The following is a 13,580-nucleotide window of genomic DNA, read 5'->3' as shown; positions in this document are numbered from 1 at the left end:
CTTACTTTGCTTGATTTCGTTGTTGTCGAGCTAAATCGAGCAAAGCGCCCCACCGTTTCTGGAGTTGCTTTGATGTGCATTTGAGAATTTGCACAATCTCTTGGTCACTGACTCCCGATCGCTTAAGGTGCAGTAATTGATGTTGCTCTTCAGAAATCGAGTCTAGGAACGCATCCCATTGATTCGGAGACAGTCCTAGATTCTGATCTAAATCGGCTCCTAACCATTCATGAACAATCTTCCAGTTTCCCGACGTGATGAACTTATCGACGTGGTACTTGAACCGCTGCTGGAGATAGTCCCGTTTGCGCGGAGTCAACCCTAAGATTTCATCAATCTCTGGGACTGATAGATCTTGAAGCTTCAAAGTGAGATAGTCTACACAGTCTTTTTGATCTTGAGATTTGAGGTAGCGCATTAGTTCGATCACCACTCGATCGCGTAACACCGATTCAGACGGATCAGCTTTTTCCGAAACCATCTGTTCCCGGATCATCTGCATAATTCCAGAGCGTCCATACGCTTCGGTTTCATCACCTTTCGCGGTTTCCATTGCAGTTTCAATATCTACTGCAATTTCTTGAGGTTGGCGACTGGCGAACCGTTGAGCGCGAAGAATGATTAACTGTTGATTGTGCTGACTGGGTAGCGTAATTCGCCGTTTCCCGTATTGTTCAGTAAATGCCATGTATTCTGCAAGTTCTAACCGGGTACGCGGCTGATAGTTCTCTGGCAGTTCATTTTCGCGGCGGAAGGCTCTGAGCGATTCAGTGTAAAAGCCTTGTAGAAAGTCTTCGATTAGTGTGTAACGCGCTTGGAAACTTAGCTGCAAATGAGCAGGCGCGATCGGGCGATACACCATTGTGCTAAGAGTACTGTGTAGCTCGACTCGTCCCCGTTGCGACCCAAGTTGGTAGAAATGCACACATTTTTGTAAGCGATACCGCGCCAAAGTCAGTCGCCAAGAGCTAATTTGTCCTGATGATTGAATCCGATCGCTCTTTGCACAAATGCGATCGACTTCAGTTGCAATCCGATGAGCCACACGTGCGATCGTGCTTCCGGTAATGTTCAATTCAGTAGAGAGTTCGGTAGCTAATTGGTTCGCGAGTTGTTCGGTTGGCGAGATTTCGGTTTCAGGAGCGGTGAGCAGAGCGGAATCGCAGTTGGGCGCTTTGGGAGACTTTGCTTTCATGAGGTTCGGTCTTGGTAGATACATCAGTCGCTACACGCCGCATCGACGCAGCTTCGGGAAATTCTCGCGAAGTGTGTGTCAGTTTCTTGAGTGGTCGAGCGCTGAATAAAACAGGGTTGTGGTTGTTGTCCCGTTTGAGTGCGGCAAAGTTCCGAATGTTCGTGATTCAATGCAGGACGGACTGGCTCAAGGTTGTGATCGAGTGTACCCTGATGAGAGTGACACTCACCACACTGGCTCGATTTGCGGGGTTTGCGTCAATTTTTTCCTCAGAGAGTTCAAATCAGCGAACTCTCGCTAAACTTGAAAATCGTAGGATCAGATAGAGATTATGCTTCATCAATTTTCGCTGGATACAGAGAATGGACACCGATCGTTTGAGCTTCCAGGCGCTCGTCCTCACTACAATCCCGATCGTCCTGGTCAAGTCGAGCATATTTTTCTCAATCTGATCCTTGATATTCCGAATCAAAGCTATCAAGGGACTTGTACGATCCGAATCAATCCGATTCGCAATGGTATTGATCGATTAACGTTAGATGCCGTTAACCTCAATATTGAATCGGTCAGTATTGATGATGTTCCTCAACCGTTTGACTATGACGGGGAGCAATTGCAGATTCAGCTTAAACAACCGACGAAGATTGGCGAAAAGATCGAGTTAGCGATCGCATATCACGTCGAAAAACCCCAACGCGGTCTGTACTTTATTGCTCCAACTGAGGACTATCCAAATAAGCCGACTCAAGTTTGGACACAGGGCGAGGATGAGGATTCGCGCTTCTGGTTCCCGTGTTTTGACTATCCTGGACAGTTAGCGACTTCGGAAATTCGAGTCGAGATTCCTAAGCCATTTATTGCGGTTTCAAATGGTGAATTGATTTCGACAGAAGATCGAGGAAAGACTCAGATTTTCCACTGGTATCAGAGAGAGATTCATCCTACTTATTTGATGACATTAGCGATCGGAGATTTTGCCGAGTTGCGCGATGACTGGAAAGGTAAGCCTGTTACTTACTATGTGGAGAAAGGGCGCGAAGAACAAGCCCGTCTTAGCATGGGTAAAACGCCTCAAATGATTGAGTTTTTTAGCCAGAAATATGGTTATCCGTATGCGTTCCCGAAATATGCTCAGGTTTGTGTGGATGACTTCATTTTTGGCGGAATGGAGAACACATCGACTACATTGCTTACCGATCGCTGTTTGATTGACGAGCGGGCTGCGATCGACAATCGAAGTACGGAATCTCTAGTTGCTCACGAACTAGCACATCAATGGTTCGGTGATTTAGTCGTGATCAAACATTGGTCACATGCTTGGGTGAAAGAAGGCATGGCTTCTTATGCTGAAGTGATGTGGATTGAGGAAGAATACGGACGGGAAGAAGCGCTGTATTACTTACTGGGACAGGCACGAGAGTATTTGGATGAAGATGCTTCTCGCTATCGTCGATCGCTGGTGACGCACGTTTATCGAGAAGCGATCGAGCTTTACGATCGACATATCTATGAGAAAGGCTCTTGTGTGTATCACATGATGCGAGCCGAGCTAGGAGATGACCTGTTTTATAGTGCGATCGCGACTTTTCTCAATGACAATGCTCATCGAACAGTGGAAACCATTGATCTGTTAAGAGCGATCGAGAAAGCAACCGGGCGCAATCTAGCATTCTTGTTTGATCAATATGTCTATCGCGGTGGACATCCTGATTTCAAAGTGAACTATGCTTGGGATTCTGATAGTAACCTCGCAAAGATTACAGTTAGCCAAACACAATCAGAACTCTTTGACTTGAGAATTCCGATCGGTATCAATTTTGCGAATGATAGCAAAGTCGATCAAAGAACATTCACGGTTCGCATTCACGAGAAAGAACAGAGCTTCTATTTCCCATTAGAGAAGAAGCCCGATTTTATTAGCTTTGACGTGAATAACTACCACCTCAAAACCGTTGAGCTAGAGTTTCCAATGCCCGAACTCAAAGCCCAATTGAAGTATGATTCTGACCCAGTTTCGCGACTTTATGCCGCACAAGCGATCGCGAAAAAAGGCGGACTCGAAGCCGTTAAAGTTCTCTCTGAAGCATTAAACAGCGATCGATTCTGGGGAGTTCGCGCAGAAGTGGCGGAAAGTCTAGCATCCATCAAACTCGATCAAGCCGTTGAAGCTTTAATTGCAGGATCGAATGATCCAGAAGCGAGAGTAAGACGGGCGATCGTCGGTTGTCTTGCTCAGATTGCAACACCTGAGAGCTATGCCGCACTTAGCTCGATCGTAGAAAAAGGCGATGCCAGCTACTATGTCGAAGCAACCGCACTCCGAAGCTTTGGAAAAGTAGCTGCCTCTGGACTGAGCGGCTCATCTGAAGAGCAAACCTTGAAATTGATTGAGACTGTTCTGAAAGAGCGACAAGGTTGGAATGAAGTTGTGAGATCGGGCGCGATCGGCGCTCTAAGCCAACTCAAAACTTCAGAAGCTGCCTTAAATCTAATTTTGGAATACACTCAGCCTGGAGTTCCCCAACCGCTTCGACTGGCTGCAATTCGAGCTTTGGGTCCAATTTCAACGGGACAAGACAAGATTAATTTAGAACGAATTCTGGAGCGGTTGAGAACGTTGTCGCGTGAAACGTTTTTCCTGACTCAAGTTGCGATCGCGGTTTCTCTAGGACAAATGGAAACCACAAAAGCGATCGGGCTTCTACAGTCGCTGGCGGATCAAACTCCTGATGGTCGAGTTCGCCGCATTGCTGAGGAATCGATTCAGAAGGTGCAAAAAAATGCTGGATCAGACAAAGCGGTGAAACAGTTACGCGAAGAACTGGATCAACTCAAGAAGGAAAATCAAGACCTGAAGAGCCGTCTGGAGAATTTGGAGGCAAAAGCAAAAAATTAATCAATCCTCTGGCTCTCGATCGACAGTTCATTCGGGAGCCACTTATTGCTGCAAATCAATCTGAATGTTCAGAATCCGATACGCATCTACATCTTTCGATTCCATCTTGACATCAAACGCCAAACTTCCGTCCGCATTCGCTTTCAAAATCAACGCATTCACGATCGATTGAATATCCGCTCTAGATTGAGGATCATTCAAATTCGGATTGTTCTGCAATGTTGGACTATCATCCAGCACACTTGCATCCACAACCTCTCCAGCTTGTGTAATCGTAAGACCTAATCGCAAATTCAACGTCTTCACAGGAAGCTTACTGGGAAAGTCAAACTCAATGTTCGGCAATTCAGCAGACTTTAAGGTGACCGTCCCTTTAGCAAACTGTTCAGGTCGGAATGTCGCTTCTTCCAGCCGTCCAGTTATTCGACCCTGAACGTTCGTCGCGATCACTAGCGATTCTCCTGAACCCGCTGGAGAACCTGTGCCTGCCGATGGTTCCCCAGAGGTTCCAGGGGTTTCAGGGTTTGGAGTTTCAGGGCGAGTCGTACTAGGAGGTGAGGGAGTCGTTCCAGGTTGATTCGTTCCGGGCGTAGTTGTCCCAGGAGTAGATGCACCAGGCGTAGAATTCGTTCCGCCTGAATTAGGTGTGGGGGTTGTCGGACGAGGAGAAGTTGTTGGATTTTGTTTGGGAGTTGTTCGATCGCTCGGTAATTGTCCTTGTGGTGTCGTGGGCTGCGATCGATTCGGCTGATTAATCGGAGTCGTGGGTGAAGGACTCGGAGAAGGCGTGATGCGAGGCTGCGATCGCTCTGGGGTCACTTGACGAGATTGCGATCGCTCTTGTTCAATTTGACGCGGCAGGTTTGCAATTGAATTCGGAGCCTGAGTCGTTTCCGTTTCTTGAGGCGGCGCAGCTTTGGGTAATTCTGCTTGAGTCTGTGTATTAGAAGGCGCGATCGGCTTTGCGTTCTTCAATGGAGGCGCATTCGGATCGATCTCAACAAAATCGATCGGCGCTTGAGTCAGTCCCGCTGGCGCACTTGCAGTTTGTGAGAAATACCAGCGACCAAGCAAAAGTAATACAAGATGCAAAAGGAGCGATCCAGCTACAAGAGATAGCCAGAGCATTGGAGAATCTTGGGATTTCGATCGCTTAGTCAGAACAGAAAACGCCATGCTGAACTCTCACACAGGGATGCCACGGGAACGATTCTATCCTAGCTCCAGTTCAAGAAAGCAGCGATCGAGAGTGATCCCGATCGCTCTGTAGCAATCCTAAATTAGTTGTAAGTTGCACGGTTGATCTAGCCCCCTAGCCCCCAATTTTGGGGGAACAAGACTCTTAGCCCCCAGAATTGGGGGTTTGGGGGCTTTCCCGAATCTTACAACTCAAATTGAATCGCTCTAGTTGCTAGTGTCGATCGCGTTGTAAATCGTACTTCACTTTCTCAATACACCACTGACGCGATTTTTCTGGATGTTTCCGCTGCATTTGCGAGATCAATCTTTCGGTTGCCGCTCGATCTTGGTGCATCAAGAGCAATAATTGTCGATCGAGTTGAACCCGATTCACTTGAGTACCAGAAGGCTTTCTCGATTGCGACCAACCGTAGCCAATCGCACCGAGTCCGAGAGCCGCAAGCACGATCGCAGCCGTCGATCGATTATCTGATTCTGGAGATTCGACTTGAATCGATCGAGGTTCAGAAAATTGGGCTGTGTTGAGCGGACGTGAAGCGAGTCCAAAAAATCCTTGAGCGGTCACAATACTTCCAACGAGTGCCGCCATCCAAACTGAGGAACGTTTAGCAGAATTTGAAGAGGGGTGAAACATCGTAAAGGAGATGAATCAGAAACGATATTTTTATGATGAAGAAGATTTATGACACCAGAATGACAGGGTAAATTGTCGCGAAAAATCCCCCGTATAGACGCGATTTACCACATCTACACGGGGGATTCGAGGGGAAATAAACTAAATCAACAATGGGCTGAATCCGTGTTTCACCGAAGCCGCACCAATTTGTTCCATTTTCTCCACCGTGATGCGATTGCGTCCCCAGGAGAAATTCGTGTGCAACTTCTCAAACTCCAACAGCATCGACTCGGCAAAACACGCAAACAATTGACGCGCCGGAACATCCATATTCACGATGCTCATAATGCGCCAATCGATATCGAGCGAATGCTCCACGATACCGCCATTCAAAACAGTCACACCCGGATGCTGAACCTTCGTGCCCAGGTTCTTCGGATAGCCGCCATCAATCAACAGACAAGGCTGTTTTAACTGGGTTGGATCAATCTCGACACCCTTCGGCATACTTGCCACCCAAACGATGATGTCCGCTTGCGGTAAAGCTTCCTCTAAACTCTGGATCTTGCCGCGTCCCAGTTCCGCTTGCAGATCGCGCAACCGTTCCTGATTTCGAGCAATCAACAGCAGTTCCGCAACATCAGTGCGAGAATTCAACCAGCGACACACCGCGCTACCGATGTCCCCCGTTGCACCACAGACCGCGACTGTCGCTTTTGATAAATCAATCCCCAATTGTTTCGAGGCTTGCTCCACCTGGCGACAAATAATATACGCTGTGTGCGTGTTTCCCGTCGTAAACCGCTCGAACTCCAGCATCACATTTCGCACTTGGCGAATCTGCGACAGATTGAAATTCTCAAAAATAATCGATGAAAATCCGCCCAGTGCAGTGATGTTAATGCCCTGCTTTTGGGCGTGAGCCATTGCATTAATCACTTTTCGAGTTGCAGCTTGAATTCGGCGGGTCGCCAGCATTTCTGGCAAAAAGCACGACTCAACGTAACGCCCTTCGATTTCTTGACCTGTGATGCTCTTGACCCGGATTGTATCGACAATCAGAGGGGGAGCGCTACACCAGAAATCTAACCCTTGATCCGCGTATTCGGGATACCCTAGCTCTCGTGCAACAGACTGAGCGTGTTCTAAGCTTGTGAGATGACCAATTAGACCAAACATCGATCGTATGAAGAAGCCCGACTACAGGCGGTGAGATGGATAAAAGAATTTAAAAAAGAAAATGCCACAAATCGGCGATGGACGCAAGAGAGTCCGGAGTCCATCGCCGGAGTATTAAAACAGCGGTGCGAGTTAGACCGCCGCGAGTCCGTGAGCCGACATCCGCATGACATCGCGGGTCGTAAAGCCAATATTCGTCAGCGCTTCACCGTATTGAATCATAAAGTCTTCGACCAGAGCTTCCCGCTCCATGCCAAGCACGTGAGCGTCTGCCTCAACTTGATTCAGCATTTTCCAAACTAAGGGAAGGTTCGCTTTGTTTGCTTCTTCCAGTTCGGCTTTGGATGCCTCGAAGTTTGCTTTCAGCCATTCTTCGCCGTAGTTGAGGTGGAGATATTCGTCTTTAATCACCCCTTCGGTGATTTTACGAGCGAAGTCGTCCGCAACGGGGATGTAAATGTTGTATGCCGAGATCGCGAAACATTCGATGATCAGGGATTGGATCAAAAGACAGGTGACAATTTTGCCTTCGGCTGCGGCAACTTGGAAATTGTTGTGCAGTTGAGCGAAAAACTCACGGGCAAAGTCCATGTCTGCAACGACGCTCAGATTCTTTCCACAGGCTTGGAAGCCTTTTTTGTGGCGGTTTTCCATGCGTGCGAGTCCGATTAACTGATCTTTGTCATCGGGCAGAAGTTCTGCCAATCTTTGATAGTTGGAATACGCTTCTTCTTCGCCTTCAATGACGATCGCGTTAATTCGGCTATAGGCATCTTTGTATTGTTCACTTTGGAAGTTAATCTCTTGGGTCGCCTCAAGTTGGGGCATAGATCAGATATCTCCTGGTCATGACAACAATTTGGGTACGGTTTGGGTACGGTATGCCCATTCTTTCCCTCTCTCACTTTACCGTCTTCGGTTGAGGATGACGCTAAGAATCGATAAAATATCTGCACTAAAGGGCATTGAGGCGCTAAAATGACCGATTCTCTAAGGGTTTTGGGATGAAGTGGAGAGAACGTTTTCCCGGTTTAAACCGCGCACTCAGCTTGGGATTGCTGTTTTTCGGGGCAGGAGTAATTCTGCTGCCGCTGATCGTGGTTCTAGTTACGTCGTTTAAGCCGCCAGGAAGTTCCCTGGATTCTCCTGGTTGGTCGATCGAGAATTATCGCGAAGCCTGGGAGCGGGGTCAGTTTCTCTTGGCGTTTGCGAATTCGATGTTTGTGGCGATCGCAGTAACGCTGTTTCAAATTTTCACTTCTGCACTGGCTGGATACGCACTGGCTCGATTAAAGTTTCAAGGAAAACAAGCGATTCTGTTAATCGTTCTCGCGACTTTGGTGATTCCGTTTCAGATTTTGGTGATTCCGATTTTTCTTGTGCTGAAATGGGGGCATTTGATTAATACGTATGGGGCGCTAATTCTACCAACTGCGGTGAATGGCTTTGGGATCTTTTTGATGCGGCAATTTTTTCAGGGAATTCCGATCGAGTTAGAAGAAGCCGCAATGTTGGATGGAGCCGATCGCTTATCAATTCTCTGGAAAGTAATGCTGCCGTTGTCGCGTCCTGCCTTGGTAACGTTATCGCTGTTTACGTTTATTGGCGAATGGAATGATTTGTTTAAGCCGCTGGTATTTACAACGCGCCCAGAGTTGAGAACGGTACAGTTAGCGCTTGCGAGTTTTCAAGAGCAGTTTACGAATAGTTGGACATTGCTAATGGCTGCGATCGTCATTGCAACGATTCCGATCGTGGTGATTTTCTCGATCGGGCAACGTCAACTAATTCGCGGTATTGCTACAACTGGAATTAAAAACTAAAACGATGTCTTCTTACTTTCGCTCTAGTGTTGATGCGATGACCGGATATATTCCCGGTGAGCAACCCAAACCCGGAACTCCGATCATCAAACTCAATACGAATGAGAATCCATATCCACCGTCACCGAATGCGATCGCGGTTCTCCGTTCTCTCGATCCTGAATGGCTCCGTCGCTATCCCGATCCGTATGCGAATGACTTTCGACAAGCGACAAGCGAAGCTCTAAACATTCCCAAAGATTGGATCATGGTTGGGAATGGTAGCGATGATCTCTTAAATGTGATTGTTCGAGCTTGTGCGGAACCAGGACGAAAAGTAGTTTATCCGATGCCGACTTATGTTTTGTATCGGACTTTAGTTGAAATGCAAGTTGCCGATCGCGTAGAAATTCCCTACGGCGAGAACTATGAATTTCCGATGGATAAACTAATTGAGGCTCAAGGAGCTATCACGTTTATTGCTTCTCCAAACAGTCCATCCGGTCATAGTGTTGCAATTTCAGATTTAAGACAGCTTGCATCAAAATTAGCTGGTGTTCTCGTGATTGATGAAGCTTATGTCGATTTTGCTGAAGAGACTGCTTTATCCTTAGTGCATGAGTTCGAGAATGTATTGATTCTTAGAACACTTTCAAAAGGCTACTCTTTAGCAGGATTGCGGCTTGGATTTGCGATCGCACAACCTCACTTACTCAGCGGACTATTCAAGATTAAAGATAGCTATAACATTGATGCGATCGCGACTTTAGTAGGTACTGCTGCAATGCGAGATCAGGACTATAAGAACACCTGTGCAGAGAAAGTGAAAAAATCGCGTAAAGCTCTAGCACTGGACTTAATGCAACTGGGATGGAAGGTTTGGGACTCACAAACAAACTTTCTGTTGACTCAACCTTCAAACAGTGCAGAACAGATTTATCTCGCTCTGAAAGAACGCGGAATCCTGGTGCGATATTTCAAGCAACCAGGATTAGACGACAAACTTAGAATTACGATCGGAACTGATGAACAGAATCGAACATTGATTGAAGAATTGAAGGATGCTCTGCAACGGTTATAGAACATCCCATAGAGCTACTGAGATCTTACTCAAGAAGAAACTGCGATCGAGCAATTGTCGCTCGCAGTCGTTTCTAATACTTCCGCTCTTGAGGCTCGAACTGATTGATCACCACAGGCATATAGTTAATGTCAATTCCAGCCGCAGAATAATACGCCAAGGTATGTTTTAGAAATGCAGGATCATTGCGTTCAGCATAGTCCTCTCGGAAATGTGATCCTCGGCTTTCTTTACGATTGATCGCAGAAAAGAGAATCATTTCCCCAACTACAAACAGCGATCGTAGTTCTAAAGCTTCAATCAGTTCTGTGTTCCAAGATTTTCCTCGATCGTCTAATCGAATCTGCGTGTATTTCTGCTGCAATTCCCGTAATTTACTGAGTCCCGTTTGCATCACTTCCTCAGTTCGGAACACGCCACAATGTTCAGTCATGCAGTCCTGATACGCTTGTCGAATTTCTTGAATCCGGTACTGTCCAGATTGATCAAACAAAGCTTGGATCTGTTCTTTCGCATCTTGAATATAGCGATCGACGTTCAACTCCGGTAGCTTCCGATTTTGCACATATTGAGCGATCGACGCTCCAGTTCTGCGCCCATACACCACACATTCAAGCAGCGAATTACTTCCTAACCGATTCGCGCCATGCACTGACACGCAAGAGGTTTCACCCGCTGCAAAGAATCCTTCAACGAACTCATCGGCTCCCGCTCGAACTTTTCCATCCGTATTGACTGGAATTCCGCCCATACAGTAATGCACCGTAGGACGAACGGGCATGGGTTGAGTCACCGCATCAACTCCGACCAAACGATGAGCTTCTTCCCAACAGAAAGGAACGCGACTCATGATTTTTTCTTTGCCCATGTGCCGCAGATCGAGATAGACATGATTGCCGCCTGCGCTGCCATCGGGATTGATTCCGCGTCCGGCTCGAATCTCAGATACGATCGCACGAGAGGTAATGTCACGCGGTGCAAGCTCCATTCGACTCGGAGCATAGCGCTCCATAAATCGCTCACCTTCGCTGTTAATTAAATACGCACCTTCACCCCGAACGGCTTCTGAGATCAGCACTCCAACCGGATACAAGCCTGTCGGATGAAACTGCACAAACTCCATATCTTCGAGCGGCAACCCTGCCATTGCAGTCATCGCCAGCCCGTCACCCGTCGAAGCATAATCATTAGAAGTGGTATTGTAAACACGCCCATAGCCACCTGTTGCAAACATCACAGCTTTGGCGCGTACTACTTCGATCGTTCCATCTAACAAGTGATACATCACTACGCCTTTCGCCTGTCCATCTTCCAGGATCAGCCGCATCACGTACCATTCTTCGTAAATCTTGACTCCATATTTCATCAAGTTACAGATTAATTCATGCAAAATCGCGTGTCCGGTTTTATCTGCGGCGTAACAGGTGCGATTGTGCGAATGACCTCCGAAAGCGCGTTGAGCAATCCGACCATCCGGAAGGCGCGAGAACAATACGCCCATGTGTTCGAGATCGATCACGACATCGGGAGCCTCTTGGGTCAAAATGGCGACTGCATCTTGATCCGCAAGATAGTCTGAGCCTTTGACCGTATCAAAAGCGTGAGCTTCCCAAGAATCGGTTTCATCGACGTTTTTGAGAGAAGCTGCCATGCCACCTTGAGCGGCAACAGAGTGCGATCGAATGGGGTGAGTTTTCGCAACGACGGCAATACTCAGACTCGGATTCGTCCGCGCAATTTCCAACGCTGCACGCGATCCAGCGAGTCCACCACCCACAATAATGACATCGTGATCAATCATGGTTCGTCCGGGAATGTTTCGCATTTCCCATTTTCGCCTGATTTCGGGATTCTGCTAGTTTTTCACGCTTCTTTTTACAAACCAGGCAGTGGTGAGAAGGACAATTCCAGCGATCGTACCTGGAAGCAACCAATTCGGTTGAGCTTCGGGTGCTGGATTTTGAACGGTTGGAACTTGCGCTATAGGACTCGATTGGGGAGCGGCTCCTCCTTGAACCGTAACATCGTAGGCAAATTTGAAATTATTAAAATCGTTTTTGGCTTTAGGAGCACCACTAATCTCTAGTGTGTAAATTCCGGCTTTGGGAAAGGTGATCTGTGCGCCTGGAATGCCTTTGTATTGTTCAGCAGAAATGGATTCGAGTTGAGGTTGCGCGATCGTTTGATTGTTAGAAATGACTTTTAACTGGCAATTACAGCGATCGAGTGAAATGATTTCGCCGCCTGCTTTGGTCAATGCAAACCAAGCCTTAGAAGGTTCTCCAGCTTTTGGATTGTGATTCGGCTCAATGTGAAAAATCGATGCGACATTGCCCTCTGTCTTAACATTGTGGGCGTAAACAGGTGAGGCAATAAGTAAGAAAGGAACAAGATAAATAGATTTATTTTTTAGCTGAGACATACCATTTTTCTAATGACAACAAAGACCAGAAAAAGCGCGATCGCACTAACAATACGCTGATCACCAAAAAGATTAAAACGCCAACTCTTACACGATTATTAAAATCAATGCTAATCTCACCTAAGTAATTTGATCCAGCGAAACTGGTATGAATCGCTGCAAGAATCAAAGCAGGAATACTAAATAAATGAATCTTTCGCCAAGCCGAACCCAGTTTAGAAACCGCTTGATCAAAACTTGTCAACGCTGCGGGAATCATTAAGCCAAATGCTGAAATTCCCGACCACATTCCGAATTGTTGAGTCGGAAGTAGAAACACGATCGCGCCTAAATTCCAATTAAACGTGTGATCCAAAAAGTGACTAATGTGCGCCACAGATAAAACAAACGCTCCCACCCCCAACGCCCGTCGATACTTCATCGGAGCCGCCCAAATTCGGCTGATTGGTCGAGCAATTAGCGCCAACATCAGACAAATTAAAGCTGCGTGTCCGGTGTAATCGACCATATCGCTACTTCTGAGCAAAGTCAAAAGACCGATCGTCAAAGTTACCCAACCGCCTAATTTGAACAATTGACTTCGACGATCGCGACTCAGTGCCGACGCAAATAATCCAGTGCTAATCATCATTGGCGCGGTTCCCAATCCGAACGCCAACATCGTGATCGCGCCCTGTGTCGCATTCCCAGTTTCGGCAGCTTTAATCTGTGCAGTGTAGAGAAATCCACAAGGAATCAAGCCCCAAATCATTCCCAGTAATGCAGGTGTTCCCCAATGATTCGATCGAGCTAATTCCGACATGAGCGAATTAAATCGATCGTGCAATTTTCCCTGAATCGGATGCAAAATCGGAACTCGTGGAAGCCAACTCGCATTAATATTTGACAATCCAAACCAAATCAAGAGCAATCCAGTGACGATCGCGAGTCCCCGACGCAGTCCGCTATCAATTCCCGCCAGTTGTCCACCCGCAATCAGCACCGATCCCAAAGCTCCGATCGCAGTTCCCACGATCACATAACTCAGAACCCGTCCAAGATTCAGCAGAACATTAAATCGGACTTGCTGCCACCGAGATTTGCGCTCATGAGACAGCGAAAACGCCACGGTCAAAGGGCTACACATTCCCAAACAATGCCCGAAGCTTCCCAAGAATCCGACGCTGGCAATCAACAATAAATCAAGCAT

The 13,580-nt window shown here is 47.2% G+C and carries 11 protein-coding genes; 3 read left to right on the top strand and 8 right to left on the bottom strand.

The window, feature by feature from the left end; translation table 11 throughout:
- Position 1: 1 nt before the first annotated feature.
- Positions 2-1,195, bottom strand: a complete 1,194-nt coding sequence (locus ACQ4M5_RS32630) for a HetZ-related protein (RefSeq protein ID WP_430679979.1) — start codon at positions 1,193-1,195, stop codon at positions 2-4.
- Between the two features lie 331 nt (positions 1,196-1,526).
- On the opposite strand from ACQ4M5_RS32630, the gene ACQ4M5_RS32625 reads away from it, so the two are divergent.
- Positions 1,527-4,091 carry a M1 family aminopeptidase gene (locus ACQ4M5_RS32625; RefSeq protein WP_430679978.1) on the top strand — a complete coding sequence of 855 codons (2,565 nt, stop codon included), beginning with the start codon at positions 1,527-1,529 and terminating at the stop codon, positions 4,089-4,091.
- Between the two features lie 42 nt (positions 4,092-4,133).
- On the opposite strand, the gene ACQ4M5_RS32620 is transcribed toward ACQ4M5_RS32625, so the two are convergent.
- From ACQ4M5_RS32620 to ACQ4M5_RS32605, 4 genes are all read right to left on the bottom strand, one after another.
- Entirely contained in the window at positions 4,134-5,267 is a 1,134-nt protein-coding gene (locus tag ACQ4M5_RS32620) for a hypothetical protein (RefSeq protein WP_430679977.1), read from the bottom strand.
- A gap of 235 nt (positions 5,268-5,502) precedes the next feature.
- Positions 5,503-5,925: a hypothetical protein gene (locus ACQ4M5_RS32615; RefSeq protein WP_430679976.1), complete on the bottom strand. Its 423-nt coding sequence runs from the start codon at positions 5,923-5,925 to the stop codon at positions 5,503-5,505.
- A 141-nt stretch (positions 5,926-6,066) separates the two neighbouring features.
- Complete coding sequence (locus tag ACQ4M5_RS32610) at positions 6,067-7,086, bottom strand: long-chain acyl-[acyl-carrier-protein] reductase (RefSeq protein ID WP_430679975.1); 1,020 nt, start codon at positions 7,084-7,086, stop codon at positions 6,067-6,069.
- A gap of 132 nt (positions 7,087-7,218) precedes the next feature.
- Entirely contained in the window at positions 7,219-7,914 is a 696-nt protein-coding gene (locus ACQ4M5_RS32605) for an aldehyde oxygenase (deformylating) (RefSeq protein ID WP_430679974.1), read from the bottom strand.
- 176 nt (positions 7,915-8,090) lie between these two features.
- On the opposite strand from ACQ4M5_RS32605, the gene ACQ4M5_RS32600 reads away from it, so the two are divergent.
- Both ACQ4M5_RS32600 and hisC read left to right on the top strand, forming a co-directional pair.
- A complete protein-coding gene (locus ACQ4M5_RS32600; protein WP_430679973.1) occupies positions 8,091-8,909 on the top strand; it encodes a carbohydrate ABC transporter permease in 819 nt (272 codons plus the stop codon).
- Positions 8,910-8,913: 4 nt separating this feature from the next.
- Positions 8,914-9,969 (top strand): histidinol-phosphate transaminase, encoded by a 1,056-nt coding sequence (hisC, locus tag ACQ4M5_RS32595; RefSeq protein ID WP_430679972.1) that lies wholly within the window; start codon positions 8,914-8,916, stop codon positions 9,967-9,969.
- Between the two features lie 73 nt (positions 9,970-10,042).
- On the opposite strand, the gene ACQ4M5_RS32590 is transcribed toward hisC, so the two are convergent.
- The 3 genes from ACQ4M5_RS32590 to ACQ4M5_RS32580 are packed head-to-tail and all read right to left on the bottom strand — an operon-like array spanning position 10,043 to position 13,580.
- Positions 10,043-11,794, bottom strand: coding sequence for a succinate dehydrogenase/fumarate reductase flavoprotein subunit (locus ACQ4M5_RS32590; RefSeq protein ID WP_430679971.1), 1,752 nt, complete (start codon positions 11,792-11,794; stop codon positions 10,043-10,045).
- A gap of 30 nt (positions 11,795-11,824) precedes the next feature.
- Positions 11,825-12,391, bottom strand: coding sequence for a hypothetical protein (locus ACQ4M5_RS32585; protein ID WP_430679970.1), 567 nt, complete (start codon positions 12,389-12,391; stop codon positions 11,825-11,827).
- Positions 12,372-13,580 carry a sulfite exporter TauE/SafE family protein gene (locus ACQ4M5_RS32580; RefSeq protein ID WP_430679969.1) on the bottom strand — a complete coding sequence of 403 codons (1,209 nt, stop codon included), beginning with the start codon at positions 13,578-13,580 and terminating at the stop codon, positions 12,372-12,374. Before ACQ4M5_RS32580 ends, ACQ4M5_RS32585 begins: the two co-directional genes overlap by 20 nt.

Source organism: Leptolyngbya sp. AN10 (assembly GCF_050565645.1).
Lineage (GTDB): Bacteria > Cyanobacteriota > Cyanobacteriia > Leptolyngbyales > Leptolyngbyaceae > Leptolyngbya.
Note: the sequence above shows the minus strand (reverse complement) of the source record. Positions and strands in the feature narration are given on the sequence as shown.